This is a genomic window from Kitasatospora sp. NPDC114501 (genome assembly GCF_055633695.1).
In genome coordinates, this window is record NZ_JBVKDS010000004.1 from 370,881 (window position 1) to 395,081 (window position 24,201).

Consider the following 24,201-nt stretch of genomic DNA (forward strand, 5'->3'; position numbering starts at 1 on the left):
GCGGCATTCCGGGGACGGCCCGTCAGGCACGCCCGCCGATCAGGCCGAGCCGGCCGTCGAAGCGGCGGTAGAGCAGTCGGCCCCGCCCGCTGACCGGGTGCGCGAAGAACAGGAACGGCAGCTCCGCGCCGGCCAGCCGGTCGACGGCCTGTGCCTCCGTCAGCCGCGGAGCGCCACGACACCCCCGGTCAGTACAGCTGGGTACGCAGCCAGCCCTTGACCTCCGGGGTGACCGGGTCGGCGATGTCGGCGAACTCCTCGTGCTTCAGCAGGAACTTGGCGACGTACGGGCAGACCGGCACGACCCGCTTCCCGGCCGCGCGCACCTCCGTCAGCGCCTCCTGCACCAGCCGCGAGGCGAGGCCCTGGCCGGCGAAGGCCTCGTCGATCTCGGTGTGGAAGAAGACGCGCTGCGCCTCGTGGTCCCGGTACTCGGTGAAGCCGGCGAGCCGGCCGTCGACGGAGATCTCGTACCGGTTCCGGTCCTCCGCCGGCTCGACGACGACGGTGCTGGGAGTGGTCACGGGGTGGCCTTTCGGTCGCGGGGCGTGCCGTCGGAGCGTCGCGAGGGCGCCGTCGGCACAGGTCAGCGGGAATCCTGCCAGGTCACCGGGGGTCCCGACCAGCCTCGCCCCCGCCGGGGGCTGGGCCGCGACCTGGGTGCCGCCGCGCGGGTGCCGGTTTCCGTGCTGTCGGTGCTGCCGGCGCTGTCGGCCGGCCTGCCGCTGGTCAGCGCCAACGCGCACTCAGCCGCCCTGTTGACCGCGTTCGCCCTGGTCAGGGCCCCGGCCTTCGTCCTTTCGGCGACGAGACCGATCGCCCGCCGCGGGGGGCTGCGGCGCTGAGCGGCCGGACCGGCCACCAGCGCGCAGCTCGCCGAGCACCGCCCAGGCGACCGACACCACCGGCACCGCCACCACCGCGCCCAGGACCCCCGCCAGTACCGCGCCGCCGGCCACCGACAGGGCGATCACCACCGGGTGGATGCGGACGGACCAGCCCAGCACCAGCGGATGCAGCAGGTGGCCCTCGATCTGGCCGATGACCACGATCAGCGCGAGCACCAGCAGGGCGATCACCGGGCCGCGGGCGGCGAGCGCGACCACGGAGGCGATCGCCAGGGCGATCGGGGAACCGACCAGCGGGACGAGGGTCGCCACGAACTCCAGCACCATCAGCGGCATGACCAGCGGCACCCGCAGGATCGCCAGCGCGATGCCCACCAGCACGGCGTTGGAGGCCGCCACGATCAGCACGCCCCGGGTGTAGCCGGCGAAGGTGCGCCAGGCGGCGCGGCCTGCGCGGTCCCAGGCAGAGCCGGTCCGTAGCGGCAGCTGGCTCTGCGCCCAGGACCACATCCGGTCGCCGGAGTGCAGGAAGAACACCGAGCAGAACACCGCGAGCGCCAGCCCGGTGACCAGCTCGACGATCCGGCCGGCGCCGCTGAGCGCGGTGCTGAGCAGCGTGGAGCGGTGGGCCGCGATGAACGCGCCGATCTTGGCCCGCAGATCGGTGACGGTGCCGGGGCGCAGGTGGAAAGGGGCGCCGGTGAGCCAGCGGTCGATCCGGGACAGACCGCCGCGCAGCTCGTTGCCCAGCCGGCTCCACTCGTCGGCCACGGTCGTACCGACCAGTGTCAGCACTCCGCCGACGACCGCGACGGTGCAGAGCAGGGCGATCAGGACGGCGAGCGAGCGGGGCGTCACCCGGGCCAGCAGGTCGACCGGGGGGCGCAGCACGGAGGTGATGACCAGCGCCACGAACAGCGCGACGACCGGCAGTTCCAGCCGGGTGAGGACGTCGACGACCAGGTAGACGGCGAGCCCGAGCAGCGCCAGCCGCCAGGTGTAGCCGGCGGCCGTCCGCAGCCCGGTGGGGACGCGCTCCCCGGACGGAGCCCGGCCCGGCCCCGGCGCCCCGGTCCGGCGCGTCGGCACCCGGGGACGGCGGCTGCCCAGCGGCACGGGACGCCGGTCCGGCCCGGCGCCGTTCACTCCCACGGTGCGGCCTCCTCGGGATCGGCCGGGTTCACTCCCACGGCACGGTCACCCCTGCCCCGGCGGCTCGCTCGCGGCGCCGCCCGGTCCCACCGCCCGGGCGCCAGGATCCCCGGCTACCCGGTGTGTAAGCGCGCCGGTTCGGGGAAGACGCGGAACGGAGTCCGGTCTCCCCCCGGAACAGCGAAGGTCCTCCGTGTACGAGCGGTCGGATCGGGGGAGAACCGATGGCGCAGGGTGGGGAGAGAAGGAGGCCGAGATGAGAAGCCTCACCCGCCGCTACGCGGTGACGCTCCCCGGCCCGATCGGCGGGCATGCTCCACCGTCCGTCGTCGTGGTGCACGAGACGCAGGCCACCGGGCCCCACGGGGGCCCGGTCTGGGAGAGTTCGGACGGCGGTCTGCGGGTGGAGATCACCGGTGAGGTCGCCACCGTCCTGGCGGCTCCCGGAACCGGCAGCCGGCACCCGTGCCTGATGGCAGTGCCGCTGCCATGAGCGCGCGCCCGTGAGGCGCGCCGGAACGAGCACGACGGAGGAGAGAAGGAGAGGGCGACAAGGGCGGACGTCGCGACGGACGGTCACCGTGCGCTGGCCGCCAGGGCCTCGCGCACGGTGACCAGGCAGGGGTCGCAGTACCGGTCCGGCCCGGCGGCCGCACCGGTACCGTCGGCTACCGGGACGACGCGCTGGGAAGGCTCGAGGAACCGCCCGCACAGCGAGGAGGACGCGTCGTCCTTCGCCACCACGTGCCAGACCACGGCGGGCGGGGACACCGCCGGGTCGTGCTCGGCCCACATCTCGTACACGGCGCTACCTCCGGATCGCAGGGGGCTCGGTGACTCCATGCAAACCCGGGGTCTGCCGAACGGCCACCGGGCCAGACCCGGTGGGATGGTTGTGGCCCGGCGGAGCCGGGGAACGAGGGCTCCGGGGTCGTCCGGGAGGCCGGGGAAATCGGTTCGGGAGCCACCCGTCGGGGGACGGGTCGGCGGCGGGGGGCGGACGCGGCGGCGCGGATGTCGGCGAGTGCGGAGCCCAGGCCGGCCGCCTCCACGTCCCGGTCCGTCGCGAGGTCGCCGAGCGGGACGACGCCCACCGCCCGTCCGTCCTCCGCTCGCGAACGCCCGCATCCGCGATCCCGCATCCGGGGGAGCCGAAGAGCGGGCGAAACCGAGGAGCGCGGCCATCCGAAAGGCGGGCCCCGCTCACTCCCGACGGTCGGTGGCGCCCGGCCGCCGCGCAGTCCTGGCCCCGGGAGCGCCGGCCCGATCGCGGCCCTGCCCGGCGGACAGGCGGCGCCGGATCACCACCAGGTCGAGCGCGGCGAGGCCGGCGAAACCGGCGCACAGGGCGGCGAAGAAGGCGAAGGTCCCCTGGTTGGGCGCGGGGCCGGGGTCGGCCAGCGCGGCCAGCACGGCGAAGGCGGCCGTCCCGCCGACGAACAGGACCAGGAAGACCCGGGACAGCAGCCGCCGCAGTTCCAGGTCCGAACGGGCGGTCACGGGCTCGGTGCCCCGGCGCACCGTCTCCTGCGGCCGGAGCTGCGGCGTCGTCCGACCGGGCCCCTGCGGGGCGTGCGGGAAGTCGTGGCGCTCCCCGCCCGCGCGGCGGGCCCTGCCCCCGTGCTGCGTGCCTGGTCTGCGTTGTACGGCCATGACGGCCCCCGAGCGGAGTCGGCCGGTGGTGTTCCGCCGACGCGCCTACCCCGGTCCCGCGCCGGCACACGCCGGAGGGGTGCTCACCCGCGCTGATCGAGCCGCAGTCGCACCGCCAGCTGCGGCCCGCGCTCCTCACGGCCCTCCTCGCGGGTCCGGCAGAGTTCGGCGAGGGCGTGCAGCACCCGTTCGACCTCCGCGGGGCCGCCGAGCAGGTCCGCGGCGAGTCCACCGGGCAGGACGACCGGCGGCCCCGGCCGGCCGGCCCGGTGGGCGTCGAAGGACTGGGAGAGGCTCGCCGACGGGCTCGCCGCAGGGTGGGTGGGGGCACGGGCGATCCGGGGCTCGGCCACCACCCGGACGCCCTCCGAGGTCACGGTGGCCGGGTCCTCCCAGGCGTTGCCGATCACGGTCCGGCCGCGCCCGGTGTGGGTCGGGAAGACGGCCTCCAGCGCGTCGAGCACCGCTTCCGCCGACTCCCGCGGGCCCTCGCCGAGCCGTACCAGCACGTGCCCGGCTGCCAGGGGAAGTCCCATCGCAGCCACCTCCTGAACTCGGCGACGGACGCCGACCGCCGCCGTCCCCTTCCGTTCTACGGCCGGTCCGCGCGCCCACGCACCCGGGGCGGCACACGGCAGGGGCGCGGACGCCCTGGCCGTCTGACCGCCTGACCGCTGGACCGTCTGACCGCTTGAGCACCTGGCCGCGGCCGCCCCGGAGGGCGGACACCGCGGGCCCCGGTGCGGGCCCGGCGGTGCCGTGGGTCCGGAAGGCGGGCGGGCGGAGCCGTCAGCCCAGCAGGGTGGCCTCGACCCCGGCCAGCACCGCCGCCAGGCCCTGTTCGAAGCCCTCGTCGAAGTCCTGGAACATCACCCGGCCCGACTCGGCGGCCAGTGGGTGGGCGGCCAGGCGCTCGGCGCGGGCGTCCACGTCGTAGCCCTCGCCGCCGTCGAAGGGGTTGGGGCCCATGGCCTGCTCCTCGATGACGTAGCCGATGGTGTAGCTGTACGCGGTCTGCCAGGCCCGGGCGGCCGCCGCCGGGGTGAAGCCGGCCTCGACCAGCAGGCGCAGCGAGGCGTCCAGGCCGGCCGCGTAGTCGGTGTCGGTGAACCGGGCGCCGCTGTAGACCTTCGCGCCGTCGCGGTAGCGCAGCAGCTCGGCGCGCAGGGCGCGCATGGTCCCCAGGTAGGCGTCCCGCCAGTCGCCCTCCGACCGGCCTTCCCCGGCCCGGCTGGTCAGGCGGCGCAGCATCTCGGTGGCCATCTCGTCCAGCAGCGCCTGCTTGTCCTTGAAGTGCCAGTACAGCGCGGGCGCCTTGACGTCGAGCCGGGTGGCGATGGCGCGCAGCGTCAGACCGTCCAGGCCGGCCTCGTTCAGCAGGTTCAGCGCGGCGTCGACGACCTGGGCGCGGTCGAGCTTGGGGGTTCTCTGCGGGGTCACGGTTGACAGTTTAACGCCGTTAAGTGCAGGCTGTCGGCAACGGCTACTTAACAACGTTAAGGAGGTTGTCGTGGCTTCTCACGGCATGCACACGGACGTCCTGGTCATCGGCGCCGGGCCCACCGGCCTCGCCCTGGCGCTGGACCTCGCCCGGCACGGCGTCGCCGCGCTGGTGGTCGAGCGCGGCGCGGACCTCTTCCCCGGCTCGCGCGGCAAGGGCCTCCAGCCGCGCACGCTGGAGGTGCTGGACGACTTCGGCGTGCTCGACCGGGTCCGCGCGGTGGCGGGGCCCTACCCGCCCAACCTGTTCTGGCAGGACGGCGAACCGCAGGGCGAGCGCACCATGTACGACCCGACCGAGCCCTCCGAGGCCGAGCCGTACACCGAGACCCTGATGCTGCCCCAGTGGCGCACCCAGCAGGTGCTGTACGGGCGGCTGCGCGAGCTGGGCGGCGAGGTCGCGTTCGGGCGGGAGCTGGTCGGCCTGGCGCAGGACGAGGAGGGCGTGACCGCCGAGTTCGCCGCCGGCGGCCCGGTCCGGGCGCGGTACCTCGTCGCGGCGGACGGCGGGCGCTCCACGGTGCGGCGGCTGCTCGGCATCGGGATGACCGGCGAGACCGTCGACCCGAGCCCGATGCTGGTCGCGGACGTCCGGGTCGACGGACTGGGCCGCGACCACTGGCACGTGTTCCGGGCGGAGGAGGGGCTGCTGGCGATCTGCCCGCTCGGCGGCACCGAGGACTTCCAGCTGGTCGCCCAGTTCCCGGAGGGGACGGCCCTCGACCTCACCCTCGACGGGCTGCGCAAGGTGGTCGCGACCCGCTCCCACCTGGCCGCGGAGCAGGTCACCGAACTGCGCTGGATCTCCGAGTTCCGTCCGCGCGCGGCGCTCGCGGACCGCTTCCGGGCGGGCCGGGTCTTCCTCGCGGGCGACGCCGCGCACGTCCACTCGCCGGCCGGCGGGCAGGGCCTGAACACCAGCATCCAGGACGCCTACAACCTGGGCTGGAAGCTGGCCGCCGTCCTGGCCGGCCGGTCTGGCCTGGAACTGCTGGACAGTTACGAGGAGGAGCGCCGCGCCAACGCGGCGGCGATGCTGGAGCTGTCCACCCGGGTCCACCGCGGGGAGCAGCGCCGCGGCCGGGCGACCCAGCAACTCGACCTCGGCTACCGGGAGTCCACGCTCGCGGTGGAGACCCGCCCGGACCTCCCGGCGGACGCGCTGCGGGCCGGCGACCGTGCCCCGGACGGCCGCCGGGGCGGCACCCGGCTCTTCGACGCGTTCCGCGGCCCGCACTGGACGCTGCTCACCGTCGGCACGGACACCCCGCTGCCGGCCGTCACCGCCCCGGTGGTCCGCATCCCGGCCTACCGGGCGTACGGCACCGGTGTGTTCCTGGTCCGGCCGGACGGCTACCTCGGCTGGGCCGGCGCGACGGCCGACGGCCTCGCGGCCTACGCGGGACGGCAGGGACTGCTCGCCCACTGACCGGCGTGCGGCCGGTGAGACCGGCGGCCACGGCGGCCGGCCTCACCGGCCGGACGGCGCGGGGGCGCCGCTCAGTCCGGCGGCTCGTGGGGATCGGGGTCGTGGGCGGGCTCGGTGGTCTCGTACTCAGGGCCGTTCCGCGGTCCCTTCCGCTCCTCGTGCTCGGGCGGCGGCGAGCCCTCGCCGGTCATCCGGGACTCGGGGGTCTCGACCGGGACGGGAGGGTCCTTGGGGACGGGTTCGTGCTGGTCGGTCATCGGGTCCAACTCCTCTCCCGGGCGCGGTAGGGGGACGGGGGCACCCGGCGGTCGTCCGGGGGCGACCGCCGGGTGCCGGGTCAGTGCTTGCCCGCGTCCTTGACCTTCTCCGCGGCCTGCTTCAGGTCGCTCTTCGCCTGCTCGGCCTTGCCCTTGAGTTCGGTCGAGCGGTCGTCGGTGGCCTTCCCGGCGGCTTCCTTGGCCTTGCCACTCGCCTTCTCCGCCATGTTGCGCATCTTGTCCTCGGTACCCACGGCGGGTGCCTCCTCTCGGTCGACGGGGCGAAGTCCGCCCCGCGCGGCGTCTGCCCCGGCCGGGCGCTTCCATGCGCGGGCACGCGGGTCGGTTCGGCGGGGCCGTCCTACCGGACCCGGGCCTCGGCGGCGGCCTTCAGGTCCCGCAGCCAGCCTTCGAGGCCCTGGCGGAGGATGTCGGTGGCGACGGGGACGTTCGCGTCGACCTGGGGGCCGGTGTGGGTCTCCTCGGTGCGCACCAGGACGCCGCCCGGGACCTCGGTGAAGGTCCACACGTGGACGCCGTCGATGCGCAGCCCGGTCGCGACCGCCGGGCCGGTCCAGCGGACGCAGGAGCCGGGCCGCAGCTGCCGGACGGTGGAGGTGATCTCCAGGACCGGGTCGGTCGAGGCGGGGTTCGGCGGCAGCGGGGTGGTCCAGCGGAACGCCGAACCCGGGTGCAGGGGGCCGCCGTCGAGGCGCTCGGCGCTCCGCACCGGGATCTGCCAGTCGGGCCAGCGCTCCACGTCGGTCTGGAGCCGCCAGACGGTCCGCAGCGGTGCGTGGATCACGGCCTCGGTCCGGTGGCGGACGCGGGCGGCGGGGTCGACGCCCGCCCCGCGGCAGGTGAGCGAGGAGCCGGGACGGTGGGCGGTGGCGGCCCCGGCCGGCGCGGCGGCGGCGAGCAGTCCGAGGGCGAGCGGGACGGTCAGCAGGGTGGTGCGGAAGCCGGTGCTGCGGCTGGCGGACATGGAACTCCCCGTTCACTGGTCGGCCGTCGGGACGGCACGGCGCCGCGAGCTAGATGCTCACGCCTTCGTTAGAAGTTGTAACTCGCAAGCGCCGAGCGGTCAACAGGTTCCGTGATACCTTCTAACGGAAGCGTGAGCATGTAGTTGCGTGAGCCGGGGAGCGGACGAAGGCCGATGGCGAGGACGGGCGGGACGGGCGCGGAGACCCCGCGCGAGCGCTACCGGTCGCAGGTGCGCGAGGAGATCAAGGCGCACGCCTGGGAGCAGATCGCGACGGCCGGCGCCTCGGCGCTGTCCGTCAACGCGATCGCCAAGCGGATGGGCATGAGCGGCCCCGCGCTCTACCGGTACTTCGCCGGCCGCGACGAGCTGATCACCGAACTCGTCCGGGACGCCTACCGCAGCCTCGCCGACACCCTCGGCGCGGCCGCCGCCGGCGGTGCCGACCTGTCCGGGCTCGCCCACGCCCTGCGCGACTGGGCCCTGGCCGACCCCCAGCGCTACTTCCTGGTCTACGGCACCCCCGTGCCCGGTTACCACGCACCCGCGGACACCACCGCCGTCGCCGACGAGGTCATGCGGACGCTGGTCGACGCCTGCGCGGCGCTCGCCCCGGCCGGGCCGGACGCCGGGCAGGAGCCGTTCGCCACCCACCTGCTGGGCCACCGGGACTGGGTGGGCGAGCAGCCGGCCCCGCCCGAGGTGCTCCACCGCTTCCTGGCCTTCTGGACCCGGCTGCACGGTGTGCTGTCACTGGAACTCGCCGGGCACTTCACCGGCATGGGCTTCCGGCCCGAACTGCTCTTCGAGGCCGAGCTGGACAGCCTGCTGGCACCGCGGTTCTGACCAGGGCGCCCACCGGCACGACCAGGGCGCTCACCGTCACGGCCAGGGCGCTCACCGGTGCGGCGCCGGGCGCCCCCGGGCGGCCCGTCAGGCCTGCCCGGGGTGCGGCTGCGGAAGCGGCGCCGGGTCGGTGCCCGGGAACGGCTCCGGCGGTGGGAACGGCGGGACCGGCGGCGGCGCCGGGTCCGGCTCGCCCGGCCCCGGCACGGGGTCGGGGTGGGGCTCGGGCGTCGGTCGGGTGTCAGGGTCCGGGGGCATCGGAACGGTCATCGAGGCACCTCCTCGGAGGAGCGCAACCGGTCAGTGGCCGAGCGCGCTGGCCAGCTGGCGCTTGTTCATCTTCGAGCGGCCCTTGATGTTGCGCTGCTTGGCCTCGTTGTACAGCTGGTCATAGGTCGGGCCCTGGGAGCCCTGGTGCGAGCGCTGTCCGCCGCGCCGACCGGAGGACATGTCATGGATCGAGCTCCGGCTGGCGGTCTTCGACTCGCCGTGCCGGGCGCGCTCCTTGTTCACCGTCCTGGCAGCGATCTCCTTGGCCCGCTTCTCGCTCTCGCCCCGGTCGAGCGCGCTGTCCTTGATGTGCTCGTACTGGCGCTCCCGCTTGGGGCTGGATCCTCGCGGCATGGCCCGCGCCTCCCTGTCTGTTCGGGGTCGTTGCGAAGGCGCGCCTACCCGCCGTCGCCGCCGTGAATCCGGTGACCGGGGCCGCCCGTGCCCCGCACGCAGCCCGGCGGCCGGCCCGCCCCGCCCCGGGATCGGCACGCGCGGGGCGGTGGGGCGTGTACGGCCGGTCGTGCTCCGGTTCGGACGGGTGTGCCGGGTGTGGCGCGTTCGCCACAGCATCACTCCGGGTAGTTGAACGGCTGCACGGTGATGACGGAGGGGGTGGGGTCAGGGAGTCACGATGACGGAACACGAGCAGCTCGGCGCGCCCGCCGGCCCGGAAGGTCACCCCACCCGGCCCGAACGGGTGCCACCCCAGGCGCCCGCACCCGGGGAGCGGGAGACCGGCGCCCGGCCCGGCCCGGACGGTGACGGCACCGCGGCGCCCTGGCCCGACATGATGCTGCCGCTGCTGCGCACCCCCACGGCGGACCGGCAGCCCGCACCGGACGCGGCCGGCGCGGAGCCGCCGGCCGGTGTCGAGCCGGCGCAGGTGCTCGACCTCGCGCTGCTGGTCGGCGAACTGCTGCTGGCCAGCGGAGAGGCGGCGGAGGACGTCGAGGCCGCGATGCTCGCCGTCGCCCATGCCTACCGGCTCCACCCCTGCGACCCGCAGGTCACCTTCACCCGGGTGGCGATCTCGTACCAGCCCGGCCCGGCGGAGCCCTCGCTGACGGCCGAGTGCTCCGTCCGCCGCCCGGCCGTCGACTACGCACGGCTGGCCGCCGTCTTCCGGCTGGTCACCGAGATCACCGTGGGCGGGATGGCCGTCCCCGAGGCGCACGACCGCCTGACGGCGGCGCGCAGGCGCAGCCACCGCTACTCCGGCCGGCTGTTCGTGCTCTGCTGCGGGGGGATGGCCGGGGCCGCCACGCTGCTGATCGGAGGCCGCGCCGACGCGCGGGCCTGGCTGGTGTTCGCCAGCGCCGTCGTCGCCGCGCTGGCGGGCGAGCGGTTCTCGGCGCTGGTGGCGCGCTACGACCTCCCGGCGTTCTACCAGTTCGTGGTGGCGGCGGTGCCCGCCGCGGTGATCGGCATCCTGCTGTCGTTCAACGGGCTGCACCTGCGCGGATCGGTGGTGATCACCGGAGGGCTGTACGCGGTGTTGCCGGGGTGGCCCATGGTGGCGGCGGCCCAGGACGGCCTGGCGGGCTTCTACCTCACCGCCGCCGCCCGGCTGCTCGAAGCGCTGTACCTGATGGCCGGCGTGGTGATCGGGGTGATGACGGTGCTCTACGTCGGCGTCAACAACGGCGCCGACCTCGCCGCCCAGGACGTTCCGCCCGGGGCGGTGAACCCGCCGTTGCAGCTCGCCGCCGCGGTGCTGCTCACCCTGGCGTTCGCGGTGCTGCTGAACACCGAGCCGGCCACGCTGCCGGCGGTCCTCCTGAACAGCGCGGCCGGCTGGACCACGTACGGGGTGCTGGTGAACGCGGGCGGCGAGCCGATCCTGGCCACCGGGCTGGCGGCCGGGCTGGTGGGACTGTCCGGCCAGCTGATGGCGCGCTGCCGGGGCAGCTCGGCGCTGCCGCACATCACCGCCGCGCTGGGGCCGCTGCTGCCGGGCTCGGTGCTGTACTTCGGGATGCTCGCCTTCGTCCGGGGAGAGCCCGAGGTCGGGCTGAGCGGCATCGGACGGGCCGGCGCGATGGCGATGGCCCTCGCCATCGGCGTCAACCTGGGCCGCGAGCTGGCCCGGCTCTTCCTGCCCCCGCCCCGGGTTCCCGCCCCGCCCCGCCGCCGGGGCGGCCGCCACCGGAGGTGACGACGACGACGGAGGCGCGCCGACCGGTTTGCCCCGGCGATGCCGCGGTAGACGCGTGGGTGTGGAACCGGGCCGGCGAGACCGGCCCGGCTCCCGGGGGCGGCCCCCGCCGGTTCCGACCGACGTGGCCGCCTCCGCCGACAGCCCACCCGTCAATCCCGGGAGACCCTCGTGATACTCCTCGGCGTCATCCTGCTCATCATCGGCTTCGTCACAGGCATCTCGATCCTGTGGACCATCGGCCTGGTGCTGGCCGTCATCGGTCTGGTCCTCTGGGTCGCCGGGGCGCTCGGGCACGCCGTCGGCGGCCGCCGTCACTACTACTGACCGTCCTGACCCCGGTTCAGCGCCCCGCGCCTGATTCCCGCCGCACGAGGACCGCCCGTCTCAGGGGCGGTCCTCGTGCAGTCCGCAGAGCCAGGCCAGTGCCCGGTGGACGCCGAGCACGTAGCTGTGGTCCGCACCCTGGGCACGGACCCGGTGGAGGTGGACGGCGGCGGCCTGGCACTCCGCCAGCAGCTGGGCGTGGCCCGGCCCGGTGGCGCCGGCCGTCGCGGCGGCGGTGACCGGCGCCGCGACCTGGGCGCCGGCGGCCCACCGGTAGGCGCCGAGCACGCCGTGCTCGAAGCCGCTCCAGGGCCGGGGGCGCCGGTTGACCTTGTCGATCGCGGCGAACACCTCGTCCAGCGGCCGCACTCCCACGGCCGGGACCGTCTCGTCACTACTGGTCATGTCCGCAACCTACGTCCGCCCGCCACGGCCCGCCGGGGCGGGTAGGCTGACCAGGTCGTGTCCGGCCGGAGAGGTGGCCGGGCCGGAGGAAAGGGGCGGGCCGGCGGCCCGCCGGTGGAGACCCTGATGACTCGTCGATTTGACTGCTCGGACCCGTCCGAGCGCGCAGCCGGGCTGCGCGAGGCCGTGGCCGCGGTGCGCCGCGGTGAGCTCGTCGTGCTGCCCACGGACACCGTGTACGGCGTGGGCGCGGACGCCTTCGTGCCGCAGGCCGTGGACCGCCTGCTGCGGGCCAAGGGCCGCGGGCGGAACATGCCCTCGCCGGTGCTGGTCGGCTCCCCGGAGGCGCTGGACGGACTGGTCGAGGTGACGGAGCGCGCGCGGGACCTGGTCAAGGAGTTCTGGCCGGGCGGGCTGACCGTGGTCGCCCGCCACCTGGAGTCGGTCGACCTGGACCTCGGTGAGACCAACGGGACGGTCGCGGTGCGGATGCCCGCGCACCTGGTCGCCATCGAACTGCTCAACGCCACCGGGCCGTTGGCGGTCTCCAGCGCGAACCTCACCGGGCAGGACTCGCCGCAGGACTGCGACGCCGCCCAGGGCATGCTCGGCGACTCGGTCGCCGTCTACCTCGACGGGGGCCCGACCGCCGCCGCCGTGCCCTCCTCGATCGTGGACGTCACCGGCGAGGTGCCGGTGCTGCTGCGGGCGGGCGCGATCGGCGCCGAGCGCCTGCGAGAGGTGGTCCCGGACCTCCGGGAGCGCTGAGCCACGGCCTCCGGACGGCGCCGCCCACGGACGGCGCCGCCCACGGGCGGCGCCGCACCCGGTCGCCGGGCCGTACCGCGTGGCGCCCGGGCGGCCCGGGCCGCCGCCGCTAGGGTCGGCGATGGCGTGCGAGGGCGGGCCCTCCGCCGGGCCGGGGAGGGGATCGGCGCCGCGACCGGGGGGGCGTCACCGGCTCCGCTGCGGAGGTTCCATGAGCGCTTCGTCCACCGCGCCGCCCCGGGCGCGGCACCGCACCCGGGCGCGCGTCCGGCAGGGCGGCACGCTGCTGCGCTGGCTGTTCACCACGGACCACAAGGTCATCGGGAACCTCTACCTGGCGACGGCCTTCGGCTTCTTCCTGGCCGGGGGAGCGATGGCGCTGCTGATGCGGGCCCAGCTGATGGGGCCGGACACCGGGCTGCTGTCGAACGAGCGGTACAACCAGCTGTTCACCATGCACGGCACGATCATGCTCCTGCTGTTCGCCACCCCGACCTTCGCCGGGTTCGCCAACGCGATCATGCCGCTGCAGATCGGCTCGCCGGACGTCGCCTTCCCCCGGCTGAACGCCTTCACCTACTGGGCCTTCCTGCTGGGCGGGCTGATGGTGCTGAGCGGCTTCCTCACCACCGGGGGCGCGCCCTCGTTCGGCTGGTTCGCGTACGCGCCGCTGAACGGGCCGCTGTTCTCACCCGGGGCGGGCGGGGACCTGTGGGCGCTCGGCCTGGTGGTGGCCGGCCTCGGCACCATCCTGGGCTCGGTCAACTTCATCACCACCATCACCTGCCTGAGAGCGCCGGGCATGACGCTGTTCCGGATGCCGATCTTCACCTGGAACGTGCTGTTCACCTCGGTCATGGTGCTGCTGGCCTTCCCGGTGCTGACCGCCGCGCTGCTCTGCCTGGAGGCGGACCGCAAGTTCGGTGCGCACGCCTTCGACGCGGCGAACGGCGGGGCACTGCTGTGGCAGCACCTGTTCTGGTTCTTCGGCCACCCCGAGGTCTACATCGTCGCGATCCCGTTCTTCGGCATCGTCAGCGAGATCATCCCGGTGTTCAGCCGCAAGCCGCTGTTCGGCTACTACGGGATGATCGGCGCGACGATCGCCATCACCGCGCTGTCCATGTCGGTGTGGGCGCACCACATGTTCGTCACCGGCCAGGTGCTGCTGCCGTTCTTCTCGATGATGTCCTTCCTGATCGCGGTGCCCACCGGGGTGAAGTTCTTCAACTGGGTCGGAACGATGTGGAACGGCTCGCTGTCCTTCGAGACCCCGATGCTCTGGTCGATCGGCTTCCTGGTGACCTTCCTGTTCGGCGGGCTGAGCGGGGTGCTGCTGGCGGCGCCGCCGATCGACTTCCACGTCACCGACAGCTACTTCGTGGTGGCCCACCTGCACTACGTACTGTTCGGCACGGTCGTCTTCGCCACCTTCGCGGGCTTCTACTTCTGGTGGCCGAAGCTCACCGGGAAGATGCTCGACGAGCGGCTGGGGAAGGTGCACTTCTGGATCCTGTTCACCGGCTTCCAGGCCACCTTCCTGGTGATGCACTGGCTGGGCGCCCAGGGGATGCCGCGCCGCTACGCGAGCTACCTGGCGGTGGACGGCTTCACGGCCCTGAACGTGTGCGCCTCGATCGGGTCGTTCCTGCTCGGGGTCTCCAACCTGCCGTTCTTCTACAACGTCTGGCGGACCACCCGGTACGGCGAGAAGGTCGCCGAGGACGACCCGTGGGGCTGGGGCCGGTCGCTGGAGTGGGCCACCTCCAGCCCGCCGCCGGCGCACAACTTCCACGCGCTGCCCCGGATCCGCTCCGAGTCGCCGGCCTTCGACCTGCACCATCCGGAGGTGCCCGCGGAGGAGTCGTCGGGCGCCGCCGCCGGGGTGCCGCACGGCCGCAGCGGTGAGCGGGGGAGCGGGCGGTGAAGGCGGAGGGATGGCTGTTCGCCGTCATGACGGCGTTCTTCGCGGTGACCGGGCTGGTCTACGGCTTCTGGGCGCAGGAGCCGGCCGGCAAGGCGATCCTGACGGTGGCGTTCCTGATGTCCGGCCTGGTCGCGCTGTTCTGGTTCGTCCAGCACCAGCGGCTGGGCGGCGGACGGGCGCAGGACCGCGAGGAGGCCGAGATCGCGGAGGCCGCCGGGCCGGTGGGGTTCTTCCCGGCCCGCAGCGGCTACCCGGTCCTCGCGGCGGTCGGTGTGACGGTCTTCGCCCTGGGGCTGGTGTTCGCCCGGTGGCTGATCGTCGTCGGCGCCCTGGTGCTCGCGCTCGCCGTGGCCGGCTTCATCTTCCAGTACCGCGACCACGGCGCGGGCTGAGGCGGCGCAGCAGCCGCCGGAGCGGGCCGCCCGGGACCGGCCCGGGCGGCCGGACGGCCGGGGGAGCGGGGTGTGCCGGGGCGGTGAGGACGGCCGTGATGTGCGCCGACTCCCGCTCGGTGGAAGGCAGTTCGACCCGGTCGCGGTGGAACCAGGAGCTGGCCGCGGCGCGCACCCGTCGGCGCCGGGGCGCCCCCTCCGGTGCGGTCACCGGGTCCGTCGCGGCGCGCGCCAGCAGCACGTACCGCTCGGCGGCGGGCACCGGGCGGTGGTGGCCGGTGAAGCCGCCGTCGTGGGACTGGTCGATCCGGCCGGTCTCGTCGCCGTGCAGCAGCCGGGCGCGGTCCCGGTCCTGAAGGGCCAGGCAGAGCCGCCGGGTGAGCACGAAGACCACCGGCGGCAGCACGACCAGCGCCGCCCGCAGCACCACGGTGAGCGCGTTGACGGAGACCTCGAAGGCGTACGCGATCACGTCGTTGCCGCCGGCGACCAGCAGCACCGCGTAGACGGTGATCCCGGCGGCGCCCAGCGCGGTGCGGGTGGGCCGGTTGCGCGGGCGGTCGCACAGGTGGTGCTCGCCGCTGCCGGGGTCGAGCCACCGTTCGACGAAGGGGTAGGCGTACAGCGCCGCGAACAGCAGGCCGGGCACCACCAGGGCGGGGAGGAAGACGTTCCACGACACGGTGTGCCCGAGCACCCTGGTCTCCGCGGCCGGCATCAGCCGCAGCGCCCCCTCGATGAAGCCGATGTACCAGTCCGGCTGGGCGCCCGTCGCGACCACGTCGGGGCGGTAGGAGCCGTACCGCCAGATCGGGTTGACCTCGGCGAGGAAGGCCGACAGCGCCATCACGCCGCCCACCGCGAACAGCAGGCCCACCGTGCGGGTCAGGAACTGGGGGAAGAACGGCATCCCCACCACGTTGCGGTTGGTGCGGCCGGGGGCGGCCCAGTGGGTGTGCTTCAGCACCACCACCAGGGTCAGGTGCGCCCCGACCAGGGCCAGCAGCAGGCCGGGGACCAGGAGCACGTGCACGGTGAACAGCCGGGGGATGACCTCGTGCCCCGGGAACTCGCCGCCGAAGGCGAACAGGGTGAGGTAGGTGCCGACCAGCGGCACCGAGAGCAGCACGCCCTCGGCGATCCGCAGGCCGGTGCCGGAGAGGGTGTCGTCCGGCAGCGAGTAGCCGGAGAACCCCTCCAGCAGCGCGAGGTTGAACAGCGTCACCCCGATCACCCAGTTGAGTTCGCGCGGGCGGCGGAACGCCCCGGTGAAGAACACCCGCAGCAGGTGCACGCCGATCGCGGAGGCGAACAGCAGCGCCGACCAGTGGTGGATCTGGCGGATCAGCAGTCCGCCCCGCACCTCGAAGCTGATCCGCAGGGTGGACGCGTACGCCTCGGACACCCGTACGCCGCTGAGCGGCAGGTAGGCGCCCCGGTAAACGACCTCGTCCATGCTCGGTTGGAAGAAGAGCGTCAGGTAGACGCCGGTCAGCAGCAGCACCACGAAGCTGTACAGCGCGAGTTCGCCGAGCAGGAAGGACCAGTGGTCCGGGAAGACCTTGCGCAGCAGTTCCCGGCCCGCCTCCGTGACCGGCAGCCGCCCGTCCAGGCCGGCCGTGACGCGCTCGCCGGCGGACGGCTCGCGCCCGTTCGAAGCCCTGGTTTCGTCCACGGCAGGAACCTAGTGGGCCTCGCGGGGCCCGGGGCGGCCGAGCGCCGCGGTTGCCGTGGCGGGCGGGGGCAGAGCACTCCAACGGCGCAACGGCGGGGTGGGCCCGTGCGGCGCGGGCCGGTCGGCCGGGCGGTCAGTCCTCCGCGAGCAGCCGGGTCAGCGCGGCGTCCACGTCCAGGTGCTCGGACTCCGCGCCGGCCGGCACCAGCAGGAAGGAGTCCGACAGGAACGCGGTGACCTCCCCCTCCGGCGCGCTGAGGACGGCCTGCGCGCCGTCGGGCCCCCGCAGGGTGATCAGGACCTCCCCCTCGTGCCCCGGGCTCACCAGGACGTCGCCGCTCCCGGTCGGCGCGTGCCGGCCCTCGTTCAGCAGCTCCCGGCTGAAGTACCAGCACACCTGGGCCTCGGCCGGTACGCACTCGCAGGGCGTCAGCGGGAACGCCAGGCAGGCCGCGTAGGGCAGGCGGGGATCGAACCGCAGCTCCGCGACGACCGGGACGTCGGGAAGCGGGCTGTCGGGAAAGGTGACGGGCATCGGGTGGACGGGCATCTGCATCGAGCGACCCTCCTGTGGCCGTGGCGCCGGTCCCGGGCGGTCCGGGAACCCTGACCGGCGCCTACCCGGTGTACCGGGGCGCAGTCGACGGGCACGCAATCTCCACAACTCCGTTGCATGGCTGGACAGTTCGTCGGCGGCGCGGCCGCGGAGGGTGGCGCGGTCCGGTCGGCCGGGGCATGATCGCGGGATGACGACGATCAGGACCCGGCGGGGGCGCCTCGGCCTTCCGGCGCTGGCGGTGCTCGCCGTGCTGGCGGCGGGCTGCGGGACGAGGCACGTGGACACCGCCCAGAGCGGGGGCGGCGGCACCGGCACGCCGACGGCGGCGGCCGCGACCACGGCCCGGGGCAAGCCGGTCGACTTCCCCTGCCCCGGCGAGACCCCGACCCCGACGCCCGACCGTACGGAGGTGCCCACCGTGCCGCCCGCACCGCCGCTCGACCACTACGCCGAGAACCACGGCTTCAAGGTGCCCATCCCGCTGTACGGCCAGAGCCGCTGCGACGGACTGGCGGCCGTGCGGCGCGTCAAGGCGGCGCTCGAACCGCTGCGCACGGGCGACGACTACGCCCCGGACAGCACCCGCGGCCGGCTCATCGGCCTCGGCTACCCGGCGGAGAAGGTGAACGTGTACGCCAGCGCGCGGACCGCCGTCGGCTTCACCGTCCAGGCCACCGGGATGTGCCTGACCGGGACGATGGTCCCCGACTCCGTCCGGGTGGAGGCCTTCTCCGGGTACCCGGACCACACCGGCTGCGACGAGCCCCGGGGCGGCCACTGACACCCAACGGGTGGGCGGCGCGGGGCAGTTCACCCGCCGGGCGGGCACGGGGGCCGTCGCGTGGCGGGCCGTTGCGTGTCGCCGCGCGGGAAAGGACCATGGCCGTCATGGTGCGACCGGGGAACGTCATCGACCGCGGGGACCTCGTGCTGCGGCGCTGGCGGGGGCAACGGGACTTCGCGGTGGCCTTCGCGCTGATCGAGGAGTCCCTGGACCACCTGCGCCCCTGGGAGCCATGGGTGGCCGGGCACTCCGAGGAGCACACCCGCGCCCTGCTCGCCAGGTGCGACACCTGGTGGGTGAGCGGCGAGGTGTACAACTACGCGATCGCCGAGGACGGCGCCCCGGTCGGCATGTGCCAGGCCGCCCGCGCGGCCGAGCCCGGGGGCCGGCGCGTCGGGTACTGGCTGCACCCGGCCGCCACCGGGCGTGGCCTCGCCGGCCGGGCGGTGGCGGCGCTGGCCGAGGAGATGTTCACCCTGCCGGAGGTGGCGTACCTGGAGATCGTGCACGACCGGGCCAACACCGCCAGCGCCGCCGTCCCGCGCCGCCTGGGCTTCACCGAGCTCCGGCGGGAGCCGGCGGCGGTGCCGGTCGCCCCGGCCGGCAGCGGGACCGCCGTGGTCTGGCGGCTCGACCGCCCCGGGGGCTGACCGGCTGACCCGCTGCCGGCCGGGCGCCCCGGGCGGTCGGGATAGCCGAGGCGGGACCGCGCCGCAATGACGACCTCCGACAAGCGCGGGCCGGATCTTCCGTGACGGCATGGCAAAGGACGCGCCCGTCGACGCGGATAGGCTCCGGACGAACGACACCATGATCACGATCTCCGGATCGGAGAGGGCGCCACCGCGTGAGCATCCAGCAGATCACCCCCAAGCAGCGGGGCTACCTGATCGTCAACTCCCACCCCGCCGGCAGCGCGGCCACCGTCGACCGCCAGTGGCAGCGCATCGAGCCCGCGGCACCGGCCGGCCGGGCCCCGGTCGCCCTGGTCCTCGGCGCCAGCGCCGGATACGGCCAGGCGCTCCTGCTCGCCGGGCTGCGCCGCCAGGGCATCCGCGGCATCGGCGTCGGCTACGAGGCCGCCGCCACCGAACGGCGCACCGCCACCGCCGGCTGGTACCGCACCGCCGCGACCTCGGACCTGGTCGAGCGGAACGGCGGAGACTTCACCTTCGTCAACGCCGACGCCTACGCGGACGCCACCCGCGCCGGGGTGCTCAAGCTCCTCGCCGAGCGCTACGGCCCGGTCGACTACCTGGTCTACTCGCTCGCCTCGCCCCGGCGCACCGACCCGGCCACCGGGGAGGTCCACCACTCGGTGATCAAGCCGCTGACCGCCCCGTACACCTCGCCGTCCCTGCTCTTCGACGACGGGGCCCCGCAGATCGGCACCGTCGACCTCACCCCGGCCGACGAGGCCGAGCGGGTGGCGACCGTCAAGGTGATGGGCGGCGAGGACTGGCGGCTGTGGGTGCGGGCGCTGGCCGAGGCGGACCTGCTCGGCCCCGGCTTCACCACGGTGGCCCTGTCCTACGTCGGCTCCGAGATCACCGCGCCGGTCTACCGGCAGGGCACGATCGGCGCCGCCAAGGAGCACCTGGAGGCCACCGCGCGTGAGTTGCAGACCGGGCTGCTCGCCGACCGCGGCCGGGCGTTCACCGTCGTCGCCGGCGCCGCCGTCACCCAGGCGTCCACCGCCATCCCCTCCATCGCCCTGTACACCTCGCTGCTGCGCAACGTCCTCGGCGAGGACGGCTGGCGCACCACCGACGACCAGGCCGTGGACCTGTGGGAGCAGCTGACCGGAGCGAAGGAGCTCACCCTGGACGCGCAGGGCCGCATCCGCCTGGACGGCTGGGAGCTCGACCCCGCCGTGCAGGACCGGGTGCGGGAGCTGTGGGCCGACCCGGCGGCCGCGCTGGCCGCCGACCCGGCCGGGGCCGCCTGGTTCTACAACCAGTTCCGGCAGCTGTACGGCTGGGACGTCCCCGGCGTCGACTACACCGCCGGGGTCGAGACCTCGGTGCCCTGGCCCGGGCAGGCGTAGCCCGGGGGAAGCGCCGGGCGTCACCCCGTCAGCGGACGGGACCGGTCCAGCAGCCGGACGACGAGCGCCGCCAGCAGGGCCGCGCCCAGCGCGTACACCGGCAGCCAGAGCGTGGTGGTGGCGGACAGGCAGCCGGCGACGGCCTGCCGGGCCTGTTCGTCCTGGGCGGCGGCCAGCGCGGCGCCGTCCTGGGCGGCCAGGTCGCCGAGGACGGACTGCGCCTGCAGCCGCGCGTAGTCGCCCAGGTGGGGGCAGGTGCGGCGGGTGCCCGGCATCGGGAACAGCCAGGACCAGCGCTGCATCGCGGGGGCCAGGGCGAGGGCCGTGCTCAGCCCGACGACCAGCGCGTAGGCGGCCAGGCTCCGGGCGTAGCCGGCCCCCGCGTCCGTCGCGCGGGCCGGCGGGTGGGTGGAGGACAGGACCACCGCCAGGAGGGTCAGCCCGATGTAGGCGGAGAACCACTGCCACGAGCCGGAGGAGAGCGAGAAGGCCAGCACGGCGGCCAGCGCGGTGCCCAGGACCCCGGCCCGTGAGCGCGCCCCCGGGGCGGGGACGGGGGCAGGGGCCGAAGGGCCCGGGGCGGCTCGGCGGCTGCGGTCGTCCATGTGCGCTCTCCCCTGGCCGGCTGCGGGCCACCAGTCTCCGGGCCCCGCCGTCCCGGGGCCCGCGCACCATGCCGCTCCGCCCGCCGCCTCGCCCGGTTGGCGGGGCGGTCCGCACCCGCCCGGTCGGTGGGTGGACGCAGCCGCCCGGGGCCTCAGCCGGCCTCGGGCGGCCACGGGCCGTGCGCCGCCACCTGGGCGCGCAGCCCGCGCAGCGCCCGGGCGGAGGCGATCCCCACCGCGCCGGTGACCAGGCCGTCCCGGACGCAGACGGCGGCGAACCGGTGCTCCGCCAGGCTGCCGTCGACCACCTCGAACCGCTCCGCGCCGCCGGGCCGGCCGAACACCTGGACCCGCAGCCCGTACTGGTCGGTCCACAGGTAGGGGACCGGCCGGTAGGCCTGCCGGGCGCCGTCCGGGCCGGCCAGCAGGTTCCGGGCCGCGTGCATCGCCTGCTCGGTCGCGTTGGTGCGCTGTTCGAGGCGCCGGTGGCGGCCGGTGCGCGGGTCGGGCCAGGAAGCGGCGTCCCCGGCCGCCCAGACGCCGGGGCCGGCGGCGCAGTAGGCGTCGCAGACCACGCCGTCGTCCAGCGGGACGCCGCTGCCGGCCAGCCACTCGGTGGCCGGCTCGGAGCCGACGGCCATCAGCACGGCGTCGGCGGTCAGTTCGGAGCCGTCGGCCAGCCGGACGCCGACGGCCCGGCCGCACCGTTCGAGCAGCGCGGTGGCCACGCCCCGGTGGAGCCGCACCCCGTGCTCGCGGTGCAGGCCGGTCAGCAGCGCGGCCGTCTCGGTGCCCAGGACGGCGGCCAGCGGTGTGGCGGTGGAGGTCAGCCAGGTCACCTCGGCGCCGAGCCCGACGGCGGTGGCCGCCGCCTCGGCGCCGAGCAGCCCGCCGCCGACCACCAACAGCCGTACGCCCGCCCGCAGTTCCTCACGCAGGGCGAGGGCGTCGGCGAGGGTGCGCAGCACGTGCGCCCCGGGCCGGGGCGCGTCGGCGCCGGGGAGCCGGCGCGGGCGGACCCCGGTGGCGACGACCACGGCGTCGCAGCGCACCCGCCGGCCGTCCGAGAGCCGCACGGTGCGTTCCCGGCGGTCCAGCCGCTCGGCGCGGACCCCGAGGCGCAGGTCCAGCCGGAGCCCGTCCAGCGCCTCGGGGTCGCGCAGGGCCAGGCGGTCGGGCTGCCACTCCCCGCCGAGCAGGTGCTTGGACAGTGGAGGCCGGTCGTACGGCGGCTCCGGTTCGGCTCCGATCAGGGTGAGGCGGCCGTCGTAGCCGGACCGGCGCAGCGCCTCGGCTGCGTGCAGCCCGGCCGCGCCGGCGCCGACCACGGCCACCTCCCGCAGTGCGGTCACACCTGCTCCAGGCTGATCGCCGAGGCCGGGCAGACCGCGGCGGCGTCCCGGACGGCCTGGTGGAGCCCGGCGGGCGGTTCGGCGTCGAGCAGGACGACGATGCCGTCCTCGTCGCGCTGGTCGAAGACGTCGGGGGCGGCGAGCACACAGTGCCCGGCGCCGCAGCACTTCTCCTGGTCGATCCGGACGAGCATGGTCTTCCCTTCGGAACGGGTGCCGCGGCCGCGAACTCCGCTGCGGGGCGGCTGGGTCGGTGTGGTCGGGACGGCTGGGGTCACCAGGCGACGGGCAGTTCGTGGACGCCGTAGACCAGCATCTCGCCGCGGAAGCGGACCTCCTCGAACGGGACGGCCAGGCGCAGTCCGGGCAGCCGCCGCAGGACGGTGGTCAGCGCGATCTGCAGCTCCAGCCGGGCCAGCGGCTGTCCCAGGCACTGGTGGACGCCGAAGCCGAAGGCCAGGTGGCGACGGGCGTCGCGGGTCAGGTCGAGTTCGTCGCCGCCGGGGAACTCGCGCTCGTCCCGGTTGGCGGTGTTGACCATGCAGATGACGCCCTCGCCCGCCCTGATCCGCACGCCGTCCAGCTCGACGTCCTCGGTGGCGACCCGGGTCAGGCCGGAGTGCACGATGGTCAGGTAGCGCAGCAGCTCCTCGATCGCGCCGGGTACGGCCTCGGGGTGCTCGCGCAGGTGGGCGAGCTGGTCGGGGTTGCGCAGCAGGGCGAGGACGGAGAGCGCGGTCATGTTCGCCGTGGTCTCGTGTCCGGCGATCAGCAGCAGCCGGCCCATCGAGCCGATCTCCTCGGTGCTCAGCTCGCCGCGCTCCAGCAGCCGGCTGAGGATGCCGTCGTCGGGCCGGGCGCGCTTGGCCTCGGTGAGCCGGGTCAGGTAGTCGGCGAGCTCGGCCTGGGCGGCGGTGACCTGCTCGGGGGTGGCGGAACGGTGCAGCAGGACGCGGCTGCGCTCCTGGAAGAAGTCGTGGTCCTGGTAGGGGACGCCGAGCAGCAGGCAGATCACCAGGGACGGCAGCGGCAGGGCGAACTCGCGGACCAGGTCGGCGTGCGAGCGGCCGTCGGTCATCCGGTCCAGCAGGTCGTCGGCGATCCGCTGGACCTCGGGGCGCAGCGCCTCGACCTTCTTGATCATGAACTCGCCGGTCAGCATCCGGCGGAAGCGGGAGTGCTCGGGCTCGTCCATCCGGATGATGGTCGGCCGGCCGGTGTTCAGCTGCCGGGCGCCCGCGCTGATGAACGGGAAGCCGGGCCGGGTGGAGTCGGAGCTGAACCGGGCGTCGGAGAGGACCGCCTTGATGTCCTCGTGGCGGGTGACCAGCCAGCTGGTGGAGCCGTCCCACAGGGAGACGCGGCTGACCGGCTCCTCCTGCCGGGCCCGCCCGTAGGCGGGCGGCGGGTCGAACGGGCAGGTGCCGCGGGCGGCGGGGTGGGTGAAGCGCGGGGTCCTCTCGGTGGTGGCCATCGGTGCGTCCCCTTCCGGGAGTTGGGCCGGGCGTATTTACGTGCCCAAAGCAACTAACTGAACGTCACGCTAACTCGCGTTCCGTGGTGGCGAAAGGGCGTGCCGGGTGTCGGCCGAATCTGTCCGGAATCCGGCCATGCTTCCCCGCCCCGGCCGCCGTCGGCACCCGATCGCTACAGTTCCCCCATGTCGGACGAAGAAGACGCCGAGGACGCCCGGACCACCGCCTCCCCGCCGGAGTGCCTGGACGGCCTGGAGGACGTCCTGGCCACGCTGACCTACCTGCTGACGCGGTCACAGGAGCACGAGCGCCGCACCGCGCGGGCCGGCATCACCGCCGCCCGCTCGGACGTCTACCTGCTGCGCGCGCTCGCCGAGGGCGCGGGCGCCAGCCGGGTGAGCGACCTGGCCGACCGCCTGATGGTCAAGCCCTCCCACGTGACCCGCCAGATCGACCGCCTCCAGGGCCAGCAGCTGGTGGAACGCAGCCAGGACACGCTGGACCGGCGGGCCCGCCAGGTGGCCATCACCCCCGACGGACGGGAACTGCTCGACCGTCTGAAACAGGCCAACATCGCCGGACTCGCCGGGGCGTTGGACGGCGTCCCCGAGCCGGACGTCGCCGCCACCGTCAGCGTGCTGCGCCACCTGATCGACCGTTACGTGCACCGGGTGCGCACCATGCAGGCCGAGGACGACCCGCTCGCGGACCGGGCGGACGGCGCCGCCCGCCCCCCGGCGACGGCCGCCCGGCTCAGCACCGCCGCGCACGACGGCGGTTGAGCGCG

General features: G+C 74.9%; 29 protein-coding genes. 12 read left to right on the plus strand and 17 right to left on the minus strand.

The features are described 5' to 3' along the window. Positions 1 to 188: 188 nt before the first annotated feature. Together ACZ7RU_RS10770 and ACZ7RU_RS10775 are read right to left on the minus strand one after the other, a co-directional pair. Positions 189 to 524, minus strand: a complete 336-nt coding sequence (locus ACZ7RU_RS10770) for a GNAT family N-acetyltransferase (protein ID WP_470340536.1) — start codon at positions 522 to 524, stop codon at positions 189 to 191. A gap of 222 nt (positions 525 to 746) precedes the next feature. Next, positions 747 to 1,994, minus strand: a complete 1,248-nt coding sequence (locus tag ACZ7RU_RS10775) for an AI-2E family transporter (RefSeq protein ID WP_470340594.1) — start codon at positions 1,992 to 1,994, stop codon at positions 747 to 749. 262 nt (positions 1,995 to 2,256) lie between these two features. On the opposite strand from ACZ7RU_RS10775, the gene ACZ7RU_RS10780 reads away from it, so the two are divergent. Continuing rightward, the gene (locus ACZ7RU_RS10780) at positions 2,257 to 2,493 is read left to right on the plus strand and encodes a DUF6296 family protein (protein WP_470340537.1); all 237 of its coding nucleotides are present in this window, start codon (positions 2,257 to 2,259) and stop codon (positions 2,491 to 2,493) included. An 83-nt stretch (positions 2,494 to 2,576) separates the two neighbouring features. Here ACZ7RU_RS10780 and ACZ7RU_RS10785 read toward each other — a convergent pair whose 3' ends face one another. From ACZ7RU_RS10785 to ACZ7RU_RS10800, 4 genes are all read right to left on the minus strand, one after another. Beyond that, positions 2,577 to 2,804 (minus strand): hypothetical protein, encoded by a 228-nt coding sequence (locus ACZ7RU_RS10785; RefSeq protein WP_470340538.1) that lies wholly within the window; start codon positions 2,802 to 2,804, stop codon positions 2,577 to 2,579. Between the two features lie 399 nt (positions 2,805 to 3,203). Next, a complete protein-coding gene (locus tag ACZ7RU_RS10790; protein WP_470340539.1) occupies positions 3,204 to 3,500 on the minus strand; it encodes a DUF6343 family protein in 297 nt (98 codons plus the stop codon). A 236-nt stretch (positions 3,501 to 3,736) separates the two neighbouring features. Further along, on the minus strand, positions 3,737 to 4,189 hold the full coding sequence (locus ACZ7RU_RS10795) for a hypothetical protein (RefSeq protein WP_470340540.1): 453 nt from the start codon (positions 4,187 to 4,189) through the stop codon (positions 3,737 to 3,739). A gap of 253 nt (positions 4,190 to 4,442) precedes the next feature. After that, on the minus strand, positions 4,443 to 5,093 hold the full coding sequence (locus ACZ7RU_RS10800; RefSeq protein WP_470340541.1) for a TetR/AcrR family transcriptional regulator C-terminal domain-containing protein: 651 nt from the start codon (positions 5,091 to 5,093) through the stop codon (positions 4,443 to 4,445). Positions 5,094 to 5,178: 85 nt separating this feature from the next. Here ACZ7RU_RS10800 and ACZ7RU_RS10805 point away from each other — a divergent pair, with 85 nt between their 5' ends. After that, positions 5,179 to 6,582: an FAD-dependent monooxygenase gene (locus tag ACZ7RU_RS10805; RefSeq protein WP_470340595.1), complete on the plus strand. Its 1,404-nt coding sequence runs from the start codon at positions 5,179 to 5,181 to the stop codon at positions 6,580 to 6,582. Between the two features lie 71 nt (positions 6,583 to 6,653). On the opposite strand, the gene ACZ7RU_RS10810 is transcribed toward ACZ7RU_RS10805, so the two are convergent. The 3 genes from ACZ7RU_RS10810 to ACZ7RU_RS10820 form a co-directional block, all read right to left on the minus strand. Next, complete coding sequence (locus ACZ7RU_RS10810; protein ID WP_470340542.1) at positions 6,654 to 6,839, minus strand: hypothetical protein; 186 nt, start codon at positions 6,837 to 6,839, stop codon at positions 6,654 to 6,656. A gap of 80 nt (positions 6,840 to 6,919) precedes the next feature. Continuing rightward, a complete protein-coding gene (locus ACZ7RU_RS10815; RefSeq protein WP_470340543.1) occupies positions 6,920 to 7,093 on the minus strand; it encodes a CsbD family protein in 174 nt (57 codons plus the stop codon). A gap of 107 nt (positions 7,094 to 7,200) precedes the next feature. Then, complete coding sequence (locus ACZ7RU_RS10820) at positions 7,201 to 7,824, minus strand: SRPBCC family protein (protein WP_470340544.1); 624 nt, start codon at positions 7,822 to 7,824, stop codon at positions 7,201 to 7,203. 174 nt (positions 7,825 to 7,998) lie between these two features. Here ACZ7RU_RS10820 and ACZ7RU_RS10825 point away from each other — a divergent pair, with 174 nt between their 5' ends. Next, a complete protein-coding gene (locus ACZ7RU_RS10825; RefSeq protein WP_470340545.1) occupies positions 7,999 to 8,670 on the plus strand; it encodes a TetR/AcrR family transcriptional regulator in 672 nt (223 codons plus the stop codon). Positions 8,671 to 8,970: 300 nt separating this feature from the next. Here the strand turns inward: ACZ7RU_RS10825 and ACZ7RU_RS10830 are convergent, their stop codons facing one another. Next, entirely contained in the window at positions 8,971 to 9,294 is a 324-nt protein-coding gene (locus tag ACZ7RU_RS10830) for a plasmid stabilization protein (protein WP_470340546.1), read from the minus strand. Positions 9,295 to 9,574: 280 nt separating this feature from the next. On the opposite strand from ACZ7RU_RS10830, the gene ACZ7RU_RS10835 reads away from it, so the two are divergent. Together ACZ7RU_RS10835 and ACZ7RU_RS10840 are read left to right on the plus strand one after the other, a co-directional pair. Next, the gene (locus tag ACZ7RU_RS10835; protein WP_470340547.1) at positions 9,575 to 11,098 is read left to right on the plus strand and encodes a threonine/serine exporter family protein; all 1,524 of its coding nucleotides are present in this window, start codon (positions 9,575 to 9,577) and stop codon (positions 11,096 to 11,098) included. Positions 11,099 to 11,269: 171 nt separating this feature from the next. After that, positions 11,270 to 11,425 (plus strand): DUF6131 family protein, encoded by a 156-nt coding sequence (locus tag ACZ7RU_RS10840; RefSeq protein WP_470340548.1) that lies wholly within the window; start codon positions 11,270 to 11,272, stop codon positions 11,423 to 11,425. Between the two features lie 60 nt (positions 11,426 to 11,485). Here the strand turns inward: ACZ7RU_RS10840 and ACZ7RU_RS10845 are convergent, their stop codons facing one another. Continuing rightward, positions 11,486 to 11,830: a hypothetical protein gene (locus tag ACZ7RU_RS10845; RefSeq protein WP_470340549.1), complete on the minus strand. Its 345-nt coding sequence runs from the start codon at positions 11,828 to 11,830 to the stop codon at positions 11,486 to 11,488. A gap of 126 nt (positions 11,831 to 11,956) precedes the next feature. Here ACZ7RU_RS10845 and ACZ7RU_RS10850 point away from each other — a divergent pair, with 126 nt between their 5' ends. The 3 genes from ACZ7RU_RS10850 to ctaF all read left to right on the plus strand — a co-directional run bounded on the left by ACZ7RU_RS10850 (position 11,957) and on the right by ctaF (position 14,917). Beyond that, the gene (locus ACZ7RU_RS10850; protein ID WP_470340550.1) at positions 11,957 to 12,598 is read left to right on the plus strand and encodes an L-threonylcarbamoyladenylate synthase; all 642 of its coding nucleotides are present in this window, start codon (positions 11,957 to 11,959) and stop codon (positions 12,596 to 12,598) included. Positions 12,599 to 12,809: 211 nt separating this feature from the next. Then, a complete protein-coding gene (ctaD, locus tag ACZ7RU_RS10855; RefSeq protein ID WP_470340551.1) occupies positions 12,810 to 14,525 on the plus strand; it encodes an aa3-type cytochrome oxidase subunit I in 1,716 nt (571 codons plus the stop codon). Further along, positions 14,522 to 14,917: an aa3-type cytochrome oxidase subunit IV gene (gene ctaF, locus ACZ7RU_RS10860; RefSeq protein ID WP_470340552.1), complete on the plus strand. Its 396-nt coding sequence runs from the start codon at positions 14,522 to 14,524 to the stop codon at positions 14,915 to 14,917. Before ctaD ends, ctaF begins: the two co-directional genes overlap by 4 nt. Here ctaF and qcrB read toward each other — a convergent pair. Next, complete coding sequence (qcrB, locus tag ACZ7RU_RS10865) at positions 14,883 to 16,592, minus strand: cytochrome bc1 complex cytochrome b subunit (protein WP_470340553.1); 1,710 nt, start codon at positions 16,590 to 16,592, stop codon at positions 14,883 to 14,885. The genes ctaF and qcrB overlap by 35 nt on opposite strands. A 133-nt stretch (positions 16,593 to 16,725) precedes the next feature. Next, positions 16,726 to 17,148 carry an SsgA family sporulation/cell division regulator gene (locus tag ACZ7RU_RS10870; protein ID WP_470340554.1) on the minus strand — a complete coding sequence of 141 codons (423 nt, stop codon included), beginning with the start codon at positions 17,146 to 17,148 and terminating at the stop codon, positions 16,726 to 16,728. Between the two features lie 190 nt (positions 17,149 to 17,338). On the opposite strand from ACZ7RU_RS10870, the gene ACZ7RU_RS10875 reads away from it, so the two are divergent. From ACZ7RU_RS10875 to ACZ7RU_RS10885, 3 genes are all read left to right on the plus strand, one after another. Further along, positions 17,339 to 17,932 carry a hypothetical protein gene (locus ACZ7RU_RS10875; protein ID WP_470340555.1) on the plus strand — a complete coding sequence of 198 codons (594 nt, stop codon included), beginning with the start codon at positions 17,339 to 17,341 and terminating at the stop codon, positions 17,930 to 17,932. 107 nt (positions 17,933 to 18,039) lie between these two features. Then, complete coding sequence (locus tag ACZ7RU_RS10880; RefSeq protein ID WP_470340556.1) at positions 18,040 to 18,585, plus strand: GNAT family N-acetyltransferase; 546 nt, start codon at positions 18,040 to 18,042, stop codon at positions 18,583 to 18,585. 197 nt (positions 18,586 to 18,782) lie between these two features. Further along, complete coding sequence (locus ACZ7RU_RS10885) at positions 18,783 to 19,982, plus strand: enoyl-[acyl-carrier-protein] reductase FabV (RefSeq protein ID WP_470340557.1); 1,200 nt, start codon at positions 18,783 to 18,785, stop codon at positions 19,980 to 19,982. 20 nt (positions 19,983 to 20,002) lie between these two features. Here ACZ7RU_RS10885 and ACZ7RU_RS10890 read toward each other — a convergent pair whose 3' ends face one another. The 4 genes from ACZ7RU_RS10890 to ACZ7RU_RS10905 all read right to left on the minus strand — a co-directional run bounded on the left by ACZ7RU_RS10890 (position 20,003) and on the right by ACZ7RU_RS10905 (position 23,413). Continuing rightward, complete coding sequence (locus ACZ7RU_RS10890; RefSeq protein WP_470340558.1) at positions 20,003 to 20,587, minus strand: hypothetical protein; 585 nt, start codon at positions 20,585 to 20,587, stop codon at positions 20,003 to 20,005. Between the two features lie 152 nt (positions 20,588 to 20,739). After that, a complete protein-coding gene (locus ACZ7RU_RS10895; RefSeq protein ID WP_470340559.1) occupies positions 20,740 to 21,939 on the minus strand; it encodes an NAD(P)/FAD-dependent oxidoreductase in 1,200 nt (399 codons plus the stop codon). After that, positions 21,936 to 22,133, minus strand: a complete 198-nt coding sequence (locus ACZ7RU_RS10900) for a ferredoxin (RefSeq protein ID WP_401115539.1) — start codon at positions 22,131 to 22,133, stop codon at positions 21,936 to 21,938. Before ACZ7RU_RS10900 ends, ACZ7RU_RS10895 begins: the two co-directional genes overlap by 4 nt. A gap of 80 nt (positions 22,134 to 22,213) precedes the next feature. Continuing rightward, positions 22,214 to 23,413, minus strand: a complete 1,200-nt coding sequence (locus ACZ7RU_RS10905) for a cytochrome P450 (RefSeq protein WP_470340560.1) — start codon at positions 23,411 to 23,413, stop codon at positions 22,214 to 22,216. A gap of 186 nt (positions 23,414 to 23,599) precedes the next feature. On the opposite strand from ACZ7RU_RS10905, the gene ACZ7RU_RS10910 reads away from it, so the two are divergent. Then, positions 23,600 to 24,196 carry a MarR family winged helix-turn-helix transcriptional regulator gene (locus ACZ7RU_RS10910; protein WP_470340561.1) on the plus strand — a complete coding sequence of 199 codons (597 nt, stop codon included), beginning with the start codon at positions 23,600 to 23,602 and terminating at the stop codon, positions 24,194 to 24,196. Positions 24,197 to 24,201 lie beyond the last annotated feature (5 nt).